The organism is Sphingobacterium daejeonense, from assembly GCF_901472535.1.
Classification (GTDB): Bacteria; Bacteroidota; Bacteroidia; order Sphingobacteriales; family Sphingobacteriaceae; genus Sphingobacterium; species Sphingobacterium daejeonense.
In genome coordinates this window covers 1,099,070-1,116,440 of sequence record NZ_LR590470.1, presented here as the reverse complement: position 1 = coordinate 1,116,440, position 17,371 = coordinate 1,099,070, and the positions used below count along the sequence as shown (strand labels likewise).

14 protein-coding genes and 1 pseudogene are annotated in these 17,371 nt (G+C 38.1%); 3 read left to right on the top strand and 12 right to left on the bottom strand.

Annotated features, from left to right (window positions below; genetic code table 11):
• Nucleotide 1: 1 nt before the first annotated feature.
• The 8 genes and pseudogenes from FGL31_RS24610 to FGL31_RS05345 form a co-directional block, all read right to left on the bottom strand.
• Nucleotides 2-499: a S66 peptidase family protein gene (locus tag FGL31_RS24610; protein ID WP_232046288.1), complete on the bottom strand. Its 498-nt coding sequence runs from the start codon at nucleotides 497-499 to the stop codon at nucleotides 2-4.
• Nucleotides 489-605 carry a hypothetical protein gene (locus tag FGL31_RS27560; protein WP_262709231.1) on the bottom strand — a complete coding sequence of 39 codons (117 nt, stop codon included), beginning with the start codon at nucleotides 603-605 and terminating at the stop codon, nucleotides 489-491. Before FGL31_RS27560 ends, FGL31_RS24610 begins: the two co-directional genes overlap by 11 nt.
• 10 nt (nucleotides 606-615) lie before the next feature.
• Complete coding sequence (locus FGL31_RS24605) at nucleotides 616-1,050, bottom strand: LD-carboxypeptidase (RefSeq protein ID WP_262709047.1); 435 nt, start codon at nucleotides 1,048-1,050, stop codon at nucleotides 616-618.
• Between the two features lie 2 nt (nucleotides 1,051-1,052).
• Nucleotides 1,053-2,388: pseudogene (locus tag FGL31_RS05365) on the bottom strand (dihydroorotase).
• A 96-nt stretch (nucleotides 2,389-2,484) separates the two neighbouring features.
• Nucleotides 2,485-3,156, bottom strand: coding sequence for an ATP-binding cassette domain-containing protein (locus tag FGL31_RS05360; protein WP_171017560.1), 672 nt, complete (start codon nucleotides 3,154-3,156; stop codon nucleotides 2,485-2,487).
• 1,188 nt (nucleotides 3,157-4,344) lie between these two features.
• Nucleotides 4,345-5,700 carry a sulfatase-like hydrolase/transferase gene (locus tag FGL31_RS05355; RefSeq protein WP_138089961.1) on the bottom strand — a complete coding sequence of 452 codons (1,356 nt, stop codon included), beginning with the start codon at nucleotides 5,698-5,700 and terminating at the stop codon, nucleotides 4,345-4,347.
• 18 nt (nucleotides 5,701-5,718) lie between these two features.
• Complete coding sequence (locus FGL31_RS05350; protein ID WP_232046287.1) at nucleotides 5,719-7,050, bottom strand: sulfatase family protein; 1,332 nt, start codon at nucleotides 7,048-7,050, stop codon at nucleotides 5,719-5,721.
• A gap of 46 nt (nucleotides 7,051-7,096) precedes the next feature.
• Complete coding sequence (locus FGL31_RS05345; protein WP_232046286.1) at nucleotides 7,097-8,668, bottom strand: arylsulfatase; 1,572 nt, start codon at nucleotides 8,666-8,668, stop codon at nucleotides 7,097-7,099.
• A 278-nt stretch (nucleotides 8,669-8,946) separates the two neighbouring features.
• Between FGL31_RS05345 and FGL31_RS05340 the strand changes: the two genes are divergently transcribed.
• Nucleotides 8,947-10,269 carry a PQQ-dependent sugar dehydrogenase gene (locus FGL31_RS05340; RefSeq protein WP_138089958.1) on the top strand — a complete coding sequence of 441 codons (1,323 nt, stop codon included), beginning with the start codon at nucleotides 8,947-8,949 and terminating at the stop codon, nucleotides 10,267-10,269.
• A gap of 289 nt (nucleotides 10,270-10,558) precedes the next feature.
• On the opposite strand, the gene FGL31_RS05335 is transcribed toward FGL31_RS05340, so the two are convergent.
• From FGL31_RS05335 to FGL31_RS24595, 4 genes are all read right to left on the bottom strand, one after another.
• Entirely contained in the window at nucleotides 10,559-10,852 is a 294-nt protein-coding gene (locus FGL31_RS05335) for a Crp/Fnr family transcriptional regulator (RefSeq protein ID WP_138089957.1), read from the bottom strand.
• Nucleotides 10,853-11,881, bottom strand: a complete 1,029-nt coding sequence (locus FGL31_RS05330; RefSeq protein ID WP_138089956.1) for an SDR family oxidoreductase — start codon at nucleotides 11,879-11,881, stop codon at nucleotides 10,853-10,855.
• Between the two features lie 77 nt (nucleotides 11,882-11,958).
• Nucleotides 11,959-12,153 carry a VOC family protein gene (locus FGL31_RS24600; RefSeq protein WP_232046285.1) on the bottom strand — a complete coding sequence of 65 codons (195 nt, stop codon included), beginning with the start codon at nucleotides 12,151-12,153 and terminating at the stop codon, nucleotides 11,959-11,961.
• Nucleotides 12,150-12,317, bottom strand: a complete 168-nt coding sequence (locus FGL31_RS24595; RefSeq protein ID WP_232046284.1) for a VOC family protein — start codon at nucleotides 12,315-12,317, stop codon at nucleotides 12,150-12,152. The genes FGL31_RS24600 and FGL31_RS24595 overlap by 4 nt, the downstream gene beginning before the upstream one ends.
• A 313-nt stretch (nucleotides 12,318-12,630) precedes the next feature.
• On the opposite strand from FGL31_RS24595, the gene FGL31_RS05320 reads away from it, so the two are divergent.
• Together FGL31_RS05320 and FGL31_RS05315 are read left to right on the top strand one after the other, a co-directional pair.
• Nucleotides 12,631-15,546: a SusC/RagA family TonB-linked outer membrane protein gene (locus tag FGL31_RS05320; protein ID WP_171017559.1), complete on the top strand. Its 2,916-nt coding sequence runs from the start codon at nucleotides 12,631-12,633 to the stop codon at nucleotides 15,544-15,546.
• A 129-nt stretch (nucleotides 15,547-15,675) separates the two neighbouring features.
• Nucleotides 15,676-17,298: a SusD/RagB family nutrient-binding outer membrane lipoprotein gene (locus tag FGL31_RS05315; protein ID WP_232046283.1), complete on the top strand. Its 1,623-nt coding sequence runs from the start codon at nucleotides 15,676-15,678 to the stop codon at nucleotides 17,296-17,298.
• Nucleotides 17,299-17,371 lie beyond the last annotated feature (73 nt).

Sequence of the window (17,371 nt, the reverse complement as noted above, 5' to 3'; positions counted from 1 at the left end):
ATTATACCAACGCTTTCTCTAAAATTTCTATTGTACCCTTATTGGCATCAATTTTCGCTCTTACCCCTACCGGCAACAAAAATTGATTATTAATATGACCAATAACCGCACCAGAGTAAGAAGGAATGTTCAATGGTTTTATAAAATCATTCAGGATCTGGTCTAAATTCAAGGAACCATAACCACCTGAAGGTGAACAATCTGTACATTTACCGAAAACAAAGCCTTTGATTTTTGAAAGGATGCCTGCGTTCATGAGTTGACAGAACATACGGTCTACTTTTTCCGGAGACTCGTTGATCTCCTCCAAAAACAAAATGCTGCCTGTAAAATCCGGCAAGAATGGCGAGCCACAAAGACCTGAAATCAACGTCAAGTTACCACCCAACAATTTCCCTTCAGCAACACCTGGATTGATGGTCGTAATTCTATCCTTATATTGCACGATATCATCGCCTTTTTTATCTGGGTTGCTATAGGTTGCCAATTTATTTTCCATAAATTGATCCGTAAAGGTCTTCGCAACATAATTGCTCCAAGTACTCCGTGCCTACTGGCCCATGGAATGTAACCAAGCCAATCTTAGCCTGAAATGCCATTATCAAAGCAGTGATATCACTGTATCCGATCAAAGCTTTTGGGATTTTTGGCAATCATATCATAATCGATGCGCTGCAATAACCTAGATGCGCCTGCTCCTCCGCGGACGCATAATATGCCAGCAACAGATTTGTCTGAAAACATAGCATGCAAGTCCTCCAATCGTTGGTCATCCGTTCCGGCAAGATTTCCATATCGCTCGCGAATATATTTACCTTCCTTAACCTTAAATCCAAAGTATTCCAAAACTTCCTTCGTCAGGGTAATGGAGTCTTCTCCAGTTACTGCACTTGCCGGAGCAATGATACCAATGGTATCACCAGCTTTCAAGACATTCCCTTTTAATAGGGGTTGGATTTGATTGGCCATCGCCAATGCTTCAGATTTTCCAAACATAGGGATAGCAGCCAATCCTACTCCCAAAGATTTAATAAATGAACGTTTATTCATTGTTAACGATTGAAAAGTAAACGATGTCCTGAACCTACCTCCTGAATCTGACCATTGGTATATGCCAATAATCCAGAAACTAGGGTATGTTCAATAGTAGATGTAAATGTATGATTTTCAAAAGGAGACCATCCACATTTAGATAGTATATTCTCCTTAGTCACTTTATAGGGTTTATTCAAATCAACTAATACCAAATCTGCCCAATAACCTTCACGAATAAAACCTCTTTGCTCTATTTGAAATAATATGGCAGTAATTATGCGCAGTCTTTTGAACCATCTGCTCTAAGGTCAATTTACCTTGTTTTACCATATCCAATAGAGCTTGTAACGCATGTTGAACCAACGGTCCTCCTGATGGAGCTTGAAGATAAGCTTGAGACTTTTCTTCTAAGGTATGCGGCGCATGGTCTGTTGCTATCACATCGATGTGACCATCCAACACAGCCTTAAGGATTGAATCTCTATCGTTCGCAGTCTTAACTGCTGGATTCCATTTTATGAAATTTCCTTTAGTTTTATAATCTGCATCTGAGAACCAAAGATGATGAATACATGCCTCAGCTGTAATTCTCTTTTGTTCTAATGGAATATCATTCTCAAATAAACCTGTCTCTTTAGCAGTTGAAATATGTAAAATATGTAATCTGGTATTATTCTTTTTTGCCAACTCCACTGCTTTAGACGACGACAGATAACACGCTTCTGCTGATCTAATCAATGGATGCATTTCAATGGTAACATCATCGCCATATTTTTCCTTATAATTAGCAAGGTTCTCTTGGATGGTCAGTTCATCTTCACAATGAGTAGCTATCAATGTTGGCGCTTGGCTGAAAATAGCTTCTAAGGCAGCCTCATTATCAACCAGCATATTCCCAGTTGATGACCCCATAAAAACCTTGATCCCACAGACATCGCGAGGATTTGTTTTTAAAACCTCATCCAAGTTATCGTTTGCAGCACCCATAAAAAAGGAGTAGTTTGCCAATGAACTATCTTGAGCTATATCATATTTGTCCTGCAATAATTTTTGAGTGAGCGTATTGGGAACGGTATTGGGCATTTCCATAAAAGAGGTGGTACCTCCGGCTACAGCAGCCCTGCTTTCAGTGAAAATATTTGCTTTGTGGGTTAAACCAGGCTCACGGAAATGAACTTGATCATCAATTAATCCTGGAAATAGATGCAGGCCCTCTGCGTTGATTACTTGGTCAGCGTCCATATCCAAAGATGTGGAAATCTTCTCGATACGACCATTTTTAATAAAAAGATCCTGCACCTGAATTGTTCCTTCATTAACAACCTGGGCATTCTTTATCAATATTGTAGACATGTAATTTATCTTTTATGGTTACGGTTAGCAAATATACTAAAATTGAAGGGGCATTCCCTGATTACAAGGGTGTTTTTAGAAGAGAAAACAGTGATATCAATGGTTTCTGTCATTATCAAAAGTACCAATAGGAACATAGAACTGTTCCAACTCTTCTCTTCTGTTAATTTTCCGGCAACCTCCATTTTCCAACAACATCAATTGATTAGAGATATCCAAAACATTCATATAATCATGGTCAGAGATCAGAAATCCTTTTTCTTTTGATTTGGAGACAATTACCTCCTGTATATTCTCTTTCAACAGAGGTGATAGTCCAGAAAAGGGCTCGTCCAATAGGATAAATGTTGCCTCTTGCTCGATCAGAAGTATAATTTCGAGATAACGTAGTTCACCGCCAGAAATATCCGCTATTTTGGTATTAAGAATAGTTTTGATGATTTCATCTTCTTCCACTTTTCTTATTCTTTCTTTGTTAGAAAGCATAAATTCAATGGATTTTTTAACAGTAAAAGCAGTAGGAAGAAAACTGTCTTGGGGCAAATAGCATACCTCACGGGTTGAAAATGCGGTCCTTACTTTTTTGCCATTCACTCGGATATAAGCATTTTGAGCTTTAAGAGCACCAAAAATTATTTTCATCAATGTTGTTTTCCCAGTTCCATTTCGTCCCAAAAGTCCTATTACATCTCCGACTTTTAGTACCAAATACCCTCCAGTCAGCAATTGTTTGTCGCTGGTATAAACTGAATTGAACGGAGTCCACAAATAACTCTTTATCTTTTAATTCCATAATGCACAATCAAGATTAGAATTATCGATATAACTAGATTGGCAAGAAAAGTATAGACCAATAGATCCTTTCTGCTTAAACCAAGATTGTAAAAGAGAAAATTAGTATTTCCCTCGAAAAAACGGACAATGCCAGCAGAACATAGATAGCCGACAGTCATAAATACAAATGGATAATATTCAAAATAACCCCTACTTAGCGCAATTGACAACACTAGATTAATGAACAGTATAGGCTTATAAAATTGCCAAAGGTGTTTTAATTCTATGGGCATGACTAAATCTACTAAGAATTAATCCAAGTGCAAAATAAATTCACTAGAAATGAACGCATTAAGCATTTTCAAGACACTTCGTATAAATTATTAACTAACACACCAAGACTTAAATATTATTTTCCATTTAATATTCATCTTTCTAAGGTCGATTGACTTAGGTCTGATAGGTACCTTGTTCCACTCTCCATCCTCTTTCGTTCGGACCTTGTTCGGACCTCATTCGGATGTTTTCCGAACGAGGTCCGAACAAGGTCCGAAGGAGCTGCGAACAAGAGACGAAAGAGAGTATAACAAGAGCGGTTTCAGAATGGCAGGAATTGATACAGGAAGTTGAAAAAATTGACAAAAAAAAGCTCCCAATTGGGAGCTTTCTGTAAAATAGGACTATATACTATTCCATTGTTGGGTTGAATTCACCACCCCAATCTTTTAAGACATTAGAATTGGCATTACGACATAATAATTTAACAAACATGCCACACCTATGGCGTTGGTGTTTGAGGTGACATCATTTCTATAGATATTGCATGCCGATGGCATTTAAGAGATATTTCATGCCTACGGCATTTAACCCCGATGGGGTTTTCTCGCCGTGGCAGGTGTCCCCACCTGCCACTGAAAAAATGCCAATGGCCTTTTTATTTTCTTAACTTAATGACATTGCCTGTAGGGGTGAAACTATTATAGAAAGGATTATAAGACGCTATAAAACCCTGTAGGGGTGTAACTATTATAGAAAGGATTATAAGAAGCTATAAAACCCTGTAAGGGTGTAACTATTATAGAAAATGATAACACAACGCTATGCAACCCTGTAGGGGTGTAACTATTCTAGAGAAGACAAGTTCTTTTTTTATAAAATAAATGACCTTATCCTTTTGGAAACTCAGGGAGTTTTGCCCCACCAGTCACTAAGGATTTTTGAATATTTTTTCACCAGCGTAGGTTGATCTTTAATCAGATTGTTTTGTTCTTTAGGGTCAGTTTTTAAGTTATAAAGTTCCATTGCTGTTTGGTCGCTGTTCATCATGAACTTCCAGTCGCCATCCCGAACCGCTAGTGCTGGGCTTTTATTGATCTTTTTTGGGAAGCTAAAGGCAGTCGTGTCATTACGTCCATATTCCCAGATTACAGGTTTGTTTCTTTTGACCGCAGAGCCCAGCCAAGCTTTGCTGATGTCCTGACCATCCAAGACCTTTCTTTTTGGAATTTTAGAATCTGTAATTTTTGCAAAACTAGGCAAGAAGTCCAAAGCAGATACAATCGTTGTAGAATCTACCTGCCCTGGTTTTATTTTTGCCGGCCAACGGATTAATAATGGCAATCTGATTCCGCCTTCATACAATGATAATTTGCTACCTCTATATCCTGCGGATCGATCTTGTCTAAAGTTTGGTAATGGACCGTTATCGCTAATAAAAATCACAATAGTATTATCATCGACACCGAGTTCTTTCAATCCGTCCATTAAACGACCGATTTGTTTATCATATTCCTTCAAGATATTTTGGAAGCTTTTTTCTTCATTGGGTTTACCGGGATATTTTCCGGTTTCATCATCTCCAGCTACCCATGGAGTATGGACATCATCCGTCCAAACATTGATAAAACAAGGCTCACCTTTGTGTTCCTTTAGGAAGTTCAAGGTTTTATCAACAAAATACTTGGTTCTATTCCAACGTTTGACGCTATCCTGATCAGACCATATCCAATCGGTAGCTGTTAATGCAGGATCGGGGTCTGGACTTTCATAAGTTCCCGACCAAGCATCAAACCCATATTTATCAAAATTCGGTGCGTCCTGAACATCTCTTCCCCCACCTAAATGCCATTTCCCAAAATGTGCAGTTTTATAACCGTTGTTTTTTAAAACTTTGGCCATCGTTTGGACATTTGGATCTAAATAATCTACTTGATTTTTCTTCCTATTATCTGCTCGCGTGTTTAAGAATGTCGTAAAATGCAGTTTGGCTGGCTGCTGCCCTGTCAACAGACCGGCTCTGGAAGGTGAACAAATTGGAGAAGCGCTGTAATAATTTGTAAATCTAATACCTTCTTGACCTAACTTATCTAGATTTGGTGTTTCATATTTATTAAAATAGGCACTCAAGTCACCGATTCCTAAATCATCTGATAGAATCAGGATAATGTTGGGTTTCTTAGAATCTTGAGCAGAAACAAATGACAAGGCAAAAGAAAACAATAACGATAAAATTAATTTTATATATAAGTTAGTATTCATGTCTTTTGAAGGATTAATTTATTTTTTAATTGGCACATCCATACTTATTCCGGTATCTCCTTGCTGAAGCATCCATTCTTCCAAAGTTGATTTCATCTCACTTACTTTAGCTTTGTATTTTGGTTCCTCAGCCAAGTTAATCAATTCATCAGGATCAGACTGAATATCATATAATTCCACGGCAGGATGCCTGTAAATTCTATCCGTCAAAAATTTGGCATTTTTATCCGTTTTGGCTTTCTCCATCCAAGTTGTATAAGCAAGATTTTTGTCGTTCAGGTTCATCATATATTTGATGTAATAATCATTTTCAGGAGTAAGATTCAGGATTAATTTATATTTCTTGTCTCTAATGCTTCGAATTGGATAAGCAGGTCCTTCTGGGATATTATTATGAATTCCGAAGGCAAAATCCCGATGTTGTTTTTTATGGTTATGCAATACCTGATAGAAGCTTTTCCCATCCAATGAGTCCACATTTTTTCCTCCTGCAATTTCGATCAACGTGGGTAATATATCTTCATATTGGACGATGGCATCTGTTTGGGAATTTCCTTTAATTTCTTTTGGCCATCGAATAATCATTGAACTTTTCTGACCATTATCATAAAGCGTCCATTTACCGCCCGGGAATTGCGGTCCCTGTTCTCCTAAGAAAATAACAATGGTATTTTCTAATAGATTTTTCTCTTTGAGCATCTTCATTACATCGCCTACTTGGTTGTCCAATCTTCTGATTTCTGCCAAATAATTCCTAAAGTCTTCTCTTGTTTGTTTGGTATCGACCCAATGAGCTGGAAGTTTGAGTTCATTGGCATTGAATTCAGTCGGATCTCCAACATTCCAAGGGATATGCGGATCTATGCTCATCACAAATAAACAAAAAGGGTCCGCTTTGTTGTCCACAAATTTGGAAATGCTATCCAGAGAATATTCATCATGAGAAGCTACACAATCTTCTTCGAATCCCGGAATAATCTGAAAAGGAAAAATGCTGGTAGGTTTAGTAACATGGTTTTTCCCTGTAAGTCCGACTCTGTATCCAGCATCTTTGAGGTAATGTGCTACGCTTTTCAAATTAGGTTTAACGGGTTTATGGTTTTGATAAGCTCCATGCCTAGCAGGATATAAACCGGTAAAAAGTGATGCTCGTGTTGGCACACACATCGCTTCAGAAGCAATCATATTGTTGAATTTCAACCCTTCTTTTGCCAAACCATCAATATGTGTTGTCTGAATATTCTCTCCGCCATAACAACTCAGCTGGTGACTGTCTAAATCATCTGCCATAATAACGAGGATATTTGGCTTTTCTGAATTGGCAGGTTGTTGAGCAATTACGAATTGCATTGTCAATAATTGGATGATTAACCATCCTAAAAACAATTTTGATTTTTTAATTCCGAGCATTTTCCTCCTTTGCTTTTTCATAGTCATAAAACCAAACTGGGTTTCCTTCCCAAGGTTCAGCATTTATTTTTTTATACCAATCTTGGTAAAGGTCTTTTAATTTATTGGCTATTTTTGGATTATCTTCAATTACATTTTTCAGTTCTGTACGGTCGTTTTTCAAGTTATATAATTGCCAATTTTCTTTGTTCTCAGCAACCAATTTCCATTCATCGAGTAGAATGGCCTTGTTTCCTTCGTGCTCCCAATAAACAGGTTTTGTACGGTTTAGTTTTTTACCTTCGATTAATGGTTTTAAGCTGACACCTACAGTTGGAGTAATTTTATTTTCATTGTAAGTTTCTGGATATTTCGCTCCGGCAAAGTCGGCCACAGTAGCGAGTATATCTGTAATATGTGCGGTTTCATTGATAAAAGTACCTTTCTTGTCGGGTTTTATTCCATTTGGCCATGACACGATTCCCGCTGTAGAAATTCCGCCTTCATGGGTATGATGTTTATACGACCAAAATGGCGTACAACCTACCTCTGCCCATCCTTGTCCTAAGAAAATGCTAGATTTAGAATCTCCTGGATTTTCTCCTTGGTATCTCCCTTCTGCACTTGGTTCAGGATTGCCTCCATTATCAGACACAAAAAGGATAACCGTATTATCATAGACTCCTTTTTCTTTAAGGCCTTTGACTAAATCACCAATGCTTTTATCCAGGCGAGAAACCACCGCGGCATATATTGCCATCAAATGGTCGTATTTATCCTTTTCTTGTTCAGAAAGACTATCCCATTTAGGAACATTGGGATTAAATGGCGGCAATTTCCATGAAGGATCAATTAATCCTAATTCAATCTGTTTTTGATATCTTCTTTCCCTGAACTTTTCCCAGCCTTCTCTGTATTTACCTCTGAATTTTTCAATTTCTTCCAATGGTGCCTGCAAAGGAAAATGCGGAGCATTGTGTGCTAGATATAGTAAGAAGGGTTTTTTCTCTTCAACAGCTTGGTCAATGAACTTAAGTCCAAACGCTGTCCATAAATCCGTGGAATACCAATTCTTGGGAAGTTCTGGAGAATCATTTTGAATTCTTTTTCCGTTTAAAAATAATCGTGCGTTCTGATGGTCACCATAATAGAATCCTCCCGCAGGAGCATTCAATGATCTGTCAAAGCCTCTGTTAGCAGGTGTTACACCTTTAGGTTGGCCAACATGCCATTTCCCGGTCATGATAGTAAAATAACCAGCTGACTTCAACAGCTCAGCAATGGTGACAGTCTGTTTATTCAAGTGCCCTCTATAAGCTGGGTGCTCTTCGCCTTTGTCTTCCATCATATGACCTATACCTGCTTGGTGAGGGTATACACCCGTAAGTAAAGCCGCACGAGATGGACAACATCTAGCAGCATTATAAAAATTAGTAAATCTTAATCCATCTTTTGCGAGTTGATCAATATTAGGAGTTGGTATTTCACCACCGTAACAACCTAAATCCGAATATCCCATATCATCCACCAGAACAGCTACAATATTCGGCTTGGATTGAGAAAATAAATTTAAAGGCAAATACAAAAAAAGTAAGGCAAAGCAATGGAGGTAGAAGGGAGTTTTCATAAGAAATGAATTTGGTTTTCCAGGTTTACTTATATAAATATAAAATTTATTTAATCACTACCCAAACGATGGAATTTTATTGTGTTTCAAATAGTTGATTGTAATTGCTAAGCTATTTATGCCAAGCAATATTTGTAACAAATTAACTATATCGTATTTCCTTGACTTTATAGTTTACAATTTATCTAAACCATTTAACTAGTTAATGGTTCTATTAAAAAAATAGAATTATGAAAAGAAATCACTTTATTATACTCTTTGCCTCTTTTACTATCATATCGATGACTTTTACTTCTTGTAACTCATCGAACAAACAGAATAATTCTAGTGATACGACTTCAACTGATTCCAGTCATTACGGTGAATATGGGAGTTTGGAACGTTTAGCGGAGCCATTCAGCACGGAACCAAAGAATAAATTTTCTAAAATCTTGGGTTGGGGTCCTGACCAGGCACCTACTGCTCCCGATGGATTTGAAGTAGTGAGATTTGCTGACAGTTTAAACAGCCCTAGGCACGTTTATGTAGCTCCCAATGGAGATATATTTGTGGCTCAGGCTAGAACAGAAAAAGAAGGTGAAGATGCAGAAAAAATTGATAGCAGAAACGCGTTCAGGGATAAAAGTCCTAATGAAATAATTTTATTTAAAGATACCGACAATGATGGCAAGCATGATAGCCAACAGGTAATCTTGAAGGATTTAAAGCAACCGTTTGGGATGCTCGTTTTAGGCAAATTCTTTTATGTAGCAAATACAGATGGTCTTATTCGCTATGGATACAATCCCGAAGATGGCACTTTGGTTTCACCACAGGGGGAGCAAATCCTGACACTTCCTGCTGGCGGATATAATAACCACTGGACTAGAAACTTGATCAGCAATAAGGCGGGTGATAAAATTTTTATTTCAGTAGGCTCAGGGAGTAATGTTGGAGAAAACGGGATGGAATATGAGGAACGCCGTGCGGCGATTTTAGAGGTCAATCCTGATGGTTCTGGCGAGCGAATTTATGCTTCAGGTCTTCGTAATCCTGTGGGCATGGACTTAAATCCTCAAACCGGAATCTTATGGACTGCTGTAAATGAACGCGATGAATTGGGCGATGAAATCGTCCCAGATTATATCACAGAAGTGAAATTAGGGGGATTTTATGGTTGGCCATACTATTATTGGGGGAACAATGTTGATCCCCGGTGGAAAGACAGCATCCCTAATAATATTCCAGATGCTATCAGACCTGATTACGCCGTCGGATCTCATACGGCTTCTTTAGGATTGGCTTTCAATAAGGCTGCGGGTTTCCCTGAAGGCGCATTTGTAGGGCAACATGGTTCCTGGAACCGATCAGAATTCTCAGGGTATAAGGTTATTTTTGTTCCTTTCTCAAGTGGGAAACCTTCTGGTGAACCGACGGATTTTCTGACAGGCTTTATTGCAAATAAAGGAAATAATGAGGTATATGGAAGACCTGTTTCTGTAGCCTTTACAAAGAACTATATGTTGGTTACTGATGACGCTGCAAATATAATTTGGTCAGTGATTAAGAAATAGATTTCAAGGATTATTTAGTCAACTCCCTTCGGATTCGGCTCAAAGACTGTGGCGTTACCTTTAGATAAGAAGCTATGTATTGTTGTGGGACTTGCAAAGCTAACTTCGGGTAACGCTTTATAAATTCCAGATATTTAGTTTTAGAGCTACCAAAGTTGAGAAAAATCATTGTCTTTAATTTTATTTAAAAGTGTGGCCTCAGTAATGGACTTCAAAAAAATAAAGAAGTTTGGGATATTTTCACAGAGCTTGTCGATTTTCAATTTATGGATAGTATAGAGTTGAGAATCTACAACTGCTTGGAATGCTTCACTTGCTGCCGTTCTGAGTAATAGCTTTCGAGATCAACGAAAAATTGATTTTCTTTAAAGAAGTATTTTGTGACTTCATTGCCATCACCATCAGGTTTATAGATTCTGACAATTCCAGATTCTATAAAAGCGATTTCATGAGCAATCTGACCAACTTCTAAAACATGCTCGGTTGCACTTAGACTTTTAGCTTTAAAATTTGAGGCTATCTCTTCGATATCTGATTCTGATAAGATAGCCCCAAATCTTAGGATTGATTTTAGTTTTTCCATTTATTTGACGATTCCAATTTTCAAAACACTTTTGGCACAAGCCAATATTGCATCTTCCTTTGAGATTGGTTTCCAGCCCAATACTCGCTTTGCCTTAGTAGCATCTATTTTTCTTGTAATTCCTAAATCCAACAAGATTGGTTTCAAGGAGGGTTCAAATAGAGCTATAAATCTCGACATAAAATTAGGTAATTCTGAGGTACTGATTTTTTTATCTGGGAAATTGGACTTAAGAACATTTGCTAACTGCTTCATTGTCATATGACCAGCAGAGGCCATAAATCTATTTCCGGCTGCTTGAGGTTTTTCCATGACATCTACCAGCAATTGAGCAACAGAACGGACATCCACTATTTCAAATGCAATTTTAGGCATTGCCGGCATCTTTCCATCCAAAGCTTTGATCACGATATTCGCCGAAGTACCAAAATCTTCTTCTAATACTGGACCGAGCATTGCTCCGGGCAATACGCTCACCATCTCCATGCCATCACTATCCTTCTTAATAAAATCCCAGGCAGCTTTTTCCGCTATGGTTTTACTTCTTATATATGGTTTTGTATCTACTCTATTCGCCGTATCCGTCCAAGTTTCCTCGGTAAAAACGTTCTCCAGCTCAGCTTTCTTTTTACCATAAACTACTGTTGATATGGATGAAACGATAACCACCCTTTTGACCTTATTTGACTTAGCGGCAGCTAACACATTTAATGTACCTTCTTTGGCAGGAATAATTAATTCATTTTCATCTTTTGGCAATTCCCTAGGAAATGGAGATGCGGCATGGATTACATAATCCTTATTAGCAGTAGCTTTTTTCCAAACCTCTTTATCTAATAGCTCAGCTTGAAAAAAACTAAGATTATCGATGTTATCGGTATGATTTGAGATTATGGATCGTATTGAATCTATTCTATTTAAATCCCTGAGTGTACCTGTAACTTTATACCCTCTGTTCAATAGCTCAATTGCTGTATGAGAACCTAAAAATCCAGTGATTCCAGTTAGTAATATTTCTTTGTTGTTCATAGCCTTTAATAATTTGTACATCACAAAGTACCTGAACAACAAAGATTTCTCAATTACCAAATGGTAAATAATTAATATTAATTACCGTATTGTCCGAAAGTGATCAAATTGTTATCTGGATCTAATATAGAAAACTCTTTCATTCCCCATGGCTTGACAGCTAAGCTTCCGTTAGGATGTATTGTAACGCCATCATTGATCAGATTTTGATAAAGTAAGTCTATGTTATCTGTTCGGAAATATACTTGACCATAATTTTCTTCAGGGATCAATCCAAAAAGATAAAGAAATGAAGTTCTAGATTATCCTTTTTTAAGATCATATAGCTTTCATAGGTTTCAAATCCGTCTTCTTGAAAACCTAATTGATTGACATAAAATTCTCTAGTGATGGTCTTAACTCGCATTGGGAGTTTTGGGCATACTGCTGTTAACATATTAAGGGTTTTATAGCTTAAAACAACTGTTATAATTCAAAGTTTTAAGATGAGGATTTTTTCTTAAAGCTATTGTTTATCACATTTTTTTTAAAATAAAAACACGTAAAATAACAGTTATATAAACATTTATTAATCAATAGAATACATGCTTTACCAAAACCTATCTAATCACAAAATGGCCTCAAATCAGGATTTAATATAAAATATAATCAAAATAAGTTCGTTTTCTTATCAATTGTATCATTACCGTTACAATAACTAATAGATTATCATTTGAACTTACATTATGCGGAAAACACTAACCTTCCTAATGCTATGGCTCACAGCCATTCAATTAATTTATGCTCAAGAGCGGATATTGAAAGGTACCGTTGTTGATGAACAATCAAAGGCTCCCATTGCTGGAGCGACCGTAAAACTGATTCCAAACAATAAAGCTACGGCGACTGACGATTCCGGAAATTTTACGATAGAAGTTCCTGCCGGTACCACAGGAGTCAATGTCAGTACTATGGGCTATAACCAGGTCAATCAGAGTATCACTCCTGCTGACACAGCCATAACCATCAGTTTGGCAGCAGCACAAGCCAATAAAATTGATGATGTTGTGGTGACTGCTATGGGTGTTCAGCGAAAGGCAAAAAGTCTCTCCTATTCTACACAAACCGTGAAAGGCGAGGAATTGACGAAGGTAAAGGATGCCAACCCGATGAATAACCTGACTGGTAAAGTTTCAGGGATGCAAATCAACCGTAGTTCATCCGGAATTGGAGGATCAGTCAACATTATCCTTCGCGGGTTTAAATCAAACCGCAACAATCAGCCACTTTATGTAATCGACGGACTCCCTATTACAAACACAGGTGGTAGTGGATCTGAAGGAGCTTTTGGCGGTGCGCCTGATCGAGGAGATATCTTAAGCACCTTAAATGCAGACGATATTTTAAACATCAATGTATTGAAAGGAGCATCTGCTTCCGCCCTTTATGGTAGCCAAGGAGCAAATGGAGCGATTATGATTACGACAAAAAAAGGAGCTGAAGGAAACCTCAAAATCGATGTTTCTTCAAGCATCACAGCTGATCAGGCTTTCTATTTACCAAAGCTACAATACAGATATGCTCAAACAACAGAAGGAAGTGAGGAAAGCTGGGGCGAGAAAGGGTCATTCAATGATCCTGTCAAGGATTTTTATAATACAGGTACCACATTAATCAATACGATTTCCTTGAGTGGTGGTACAGAAAAAATGCAAAACTATTTCTCTTATGGTAATACCAGCAATAAAGGGATTTTGCCTACTAATTCATTTAATCAACATTCAGCAACTTTCAGGAACTCTACTAATTTCTTTGACAACAAACTCAGTTTCGATGGGAGCATGATGTATTCTAGGCAGGACATTCATAATCGCCCAACTTCAGGCTTATATTTCAGTCCTATTGCCGGATTATATCTTTTCCCGAGAGGTCTGGATTTTGACAAATACAAGAATTTTGAATATTTATCCACTAGTCGAAATCTTAACCTTCAGGATTGGTGGAATATCAATGCAGATGCTGGGTTAACTGGAACTCATCATTCCCAAAATCCGTTTTGGGTTTTAAATCGTAATCCTACGTTTCAGGTTCGAGACAATATCATTGCACAGGGCCAATTAAAATATACGATTAATGATTGGCTATCTGTTAGTGCTAGGGGAACTTTGAACAAGCGTTGGGATAAATTTGAGCGTCATGTTTACGCCGGAACTCAAGGTGTTTTATCAGGAGAAGTTATCGAAGGCGTTCTCCAGGATAATGGTCGTTTCATCCGTGATGAGACCGAAAGTACAGCCTTATATGGCGACTTATTATTAATCGGTAATAAAACCTTTGCTGAGGATTGGGATTTAAACTTTACAGCGGGAACATCCATTAATGACACCAAATCCAATGGATGGAATCTTGACCAATTGAAATTGGCTGTTGCCAATAAATTTTTAATGAGCAATATCTATAGAGATGCTCCGATAAATGTACTGAATGAATCGATCAGCAGAAGGCAATTGCAATCCTTGTTTGCATCTGCAAACTTAGGATTTAAGGACAAAATCTTCTTGGACTTGACTGCTCGGAATGACTGGTCATCGACCTTGGCTAATACCCCCGAGATGAAAAAGGGATATTTCTATTGGTCAGCAGGACTATCAGCGGTGTTATCAGATATGGTAAAGATGCCTGCATTTATTACATACAGTAAGTTGAGGTTGACTATGGCAGAAGTTGGAAACGATGTCGGGATCTATAGTACCATCCCAACGAACACTTTGGCTACCGGGATATTGAATGCTAATGTTTCGGGCCCTTACCAAGGTTTGCCACTACGACCAGAGATCAGTAGAAGTTTTGAAGTGGGTTATGAAGGTAGGTTTTGGAATGACCGGATTAATTTCGACCTGGCATTGTATAAAACAAATACCAAGGATCAATATTTCTCATATCAAGCCCCTGTTGGCCAAGTTTTCACCACGGTTTTCTTAAATGCCGGCAATGTTGAAAATAAAGGCATCGAGGCAGCATTAGGGATTGACGCCATAAAGAAAGACAATTTCAGCTGGAATACTTCGGTGAATTTCACTGCTAACAGAAATAAGATTTTAGAATTGGCGCCAAAATTAGGTGAGCGATATTCTATTGGTGGAAACTTTAATGTGTTGAGATTAAATGGATCGTTTGGGGATTTTTGGGCAAGGACATTTTTACGTGATGAGAATGGTGTAATGGTGGTAGATGATACGGGTAGGCCTCAGATTGGACCTGAAGGCTATGTTGGCAATAACAATCCGAAATCCATTATCGGGTGGAATAATACGTTCAACTACGGAAAATTCGGTTTAAGTTTCACTATTGATGCAAGGTTTGGTGGACAGGTTATCAGTGTGACGGACGGATATTTAAATTCTTTTGGAGTTAGTGAAGAAAGTGCTGCTGCGAGAGATGCTGGCGGATTGGATATCCCAGCTGTAAAGATGGATGGAACACCTTGGGAAGGGAAGATTCCTGCGCAGGCATATTACAGTGCTGTAGGTAATCGGGATGGTATAATCGAAGGTCAGGTTTATGATGCGACCAATATCCGTATGCGAGAAATTTCATTAACCTATGGGCTTCCAATCCAATGGAAAGGTGTTAAGAGTGGCTTCTATTTCATTAACGGGAAGAAATCTATTTTTCTTCCGAAATGATGCTCCCCTATGACCCGGAGTTGAATACGACAACCGGAGTTGGTGCGCAAGGTTATGATAGTTTTTGCTTTACCAGCAACCCGTAGTTATGGTTTAAACCTAAAAGTATCCTTTTAATTGAGAATGAAGATGAAAAAATTTAAAACCTATTATACCTTGTCGGGAATCTTGTTAAGTGCATTTTTCTTGACCATTAGTTGTACAAAAGATTTCACAGAATTAAATACGAATCCAGCAGGAGTAACTGACGAAGAGGCAATGGGAGATTTTGCTCTAGTTGCCTCATTTTTGGCACAGGCACAACGCGCTATTCTTCCTGAAAATGTTGGTGAATACCAAGCATCTATAAACTTGACGAGTGATGCATATGGTGGATATTTGGCAGCGGAAGCACCTTTTGTTGGCAATGCAAACAACCTAACGTATGCCTTAGTTCCGGGGTGGTATTCTTCATTATGGGTGGATCGTTATATCCGCGCGATGAACCCATTATATAGGGTTGAAACACTGACTAGGGCTGATGAAAAAATGCAGGATATTTTTGCCTTTGCCAAAGTTCTGAAAGTTTCGGCCATGCACAGAACCTCTGATAAGGTAGGACCAATTATCTATAGTAAATACAATGCTCCAGATGAGAATGATCAAATTCTATATGATTCTCAAGAAGATGCTTATAAAAATTTCTTTAAAGACCTTGACAGTGCAACAACTGTATTCAAATCTTTAAAGGGCAAGGAAGTTTCTGCTGCAATGAAAAAATCAGATCTGGCTTATGCATCGAACAATTATGATCAATGGTTGAAATTTGCCAATACCTTGCGATTAAGATTAGCATTGCGAATTGTTTATAAAGATCCCACTTTGGCAAAAGCAGAGGGAGAAAAAGCTTTAAATCCTGCAAATGGAGGTTTAATGGAAACAGTGGGTGATAATTGTTTTATTAAATTAAGCACAGACCATCCATTGAACATCATAACCACGACATGGAGCGATACAAGAATGCATGCTAATATTGAATCTATCTTAGGTGGATATGAAGATCCGCGGCTTGGAAAACTTTTTGCTAAAGCAACAGATGAAGCAGTGCAGGGACAATTTAAAGGTATACGTTCAGGAATTGAGATTGATGCCAAGAGCAGGTATGACAATTATTCCAAATTACTTCCATTACCAAATAAGATGCAGTTAATGGTTTCATCAGAAGCTTGGTTCTTAAAAGCGGAGGCTGCACTTCGGGGTTGGACAAATGCCGGAGATGCAAAAACAAATTATGAGAATGGAATCGACCGTTCTTTTGAGATGTACGGTTTGGGGGCTCAGTCAAGTGCTTACAAGAGCAATTCTACTCGAAAACCGAAACCTTATATTGACCCCAAAGCTGTAAAAGCAGGTCAAAATGATATTAAGGAAGGATCTCCCCTATTGAGCACGATTACTATTCAGTGGAATGAGGCTGACAGCAAGGACCGTAAATTGGAAAGGATAATTACACAAAAATGGATTTCTATGTTTCCTGATGGTGATGAAGCCTGGGCAGAATATCGTAGATCAGGTTATCCATTGGTATTCCCTGTGGTAGTGAATTACAGTAATAACACGATTCCAACGGTTCCTGGAATCAGGAGAATGCCATACCCAGAAAGAGAATATAACAGCAATAGCACAGCAGTCAATGACGCTGTTAAGATGTTAGGAGGCCCTGATAATGGCGGAACTAGATTATGGTGGGATGTTGAAAATAAAAAGTTGTAAAAAAAGGATAAAAAAAGCCGGCTAATGCCGGTTTTTTTATGTCCATTTTCGGACAACAAATGTTCGTTAATGG

Bases quoted from the DNA above. Each gene is read 5' to 3' on its own strand.
- FGL31_RS24610 (WP_232046288.1), bottom strand. From the start codon at position 499: ATGGAAAATAAATTGGCAACCTATAGCAACCCAGATAAAAAAGGCGAT.
- FGL31_RS24605 (WP_262709047.1), bottom strand. From the start codon at position 1,050: ATGAATAAACGTTCATTTATTAAATCTTTGGGAGTAGGATTGGCTGCT.
- FGL31_RS05355 (WP_138089961.1), bottom strand. From the start codon at position 5,700: ATGAATACTAACTTATATATAAAATTAATTTTATCGTTATTGTTTTCT.
- FGL31_RS05350 (WP_232046287.1), bottom strand. From the start codon at position 7,050: ATGCAATTCGTAATTGCTCAACAACCTGCCAATTCAGAAAAGCCAAAT.
- FGL31_RS05340 (WP_138089958.1), top strand. From the start codon at position 8,947: ATGAAAAGAAATCACTTTATTATACTCTTTGCCTCTTTTACTATCATA.
- FGL31_RS05335 (WP_138089957.1), bottom strand. From the start codon at position 10,852: ATGGAAAAACTAAAATCAATCCTAAGATTTGGGGCTATCTTATCAGAA.
- FGL31_RS05330 (WP_138089956.1), bottom strand. From the start codon at position 11,881: ATGAACAACAAAGAAATATTACTAACTGGAATCACTGGATTTTTAGGT.
- FGL31_RS24595 (WP_232046284.1), bottom strand. From the start codon at position 12,317: ATGTTAACAGCAGTATGCCCAAAACTCCCAATGCGAGTTAAGACCATC.
- FGL31_RS05320 (WP_171017559.1), top strand. From the start codon at position 12,631: ATGCTATGGCTCACAGCCATTCAATTAATTTATGCTCAAGAGCGGATA.
- FGL31_RS05315 (WP_232046283.1), top strand. From the start codon at position 15,676: ATGAAAAAATTTAAAACCTATTATACCTTGTCGGGAATCTTGTTAAGT.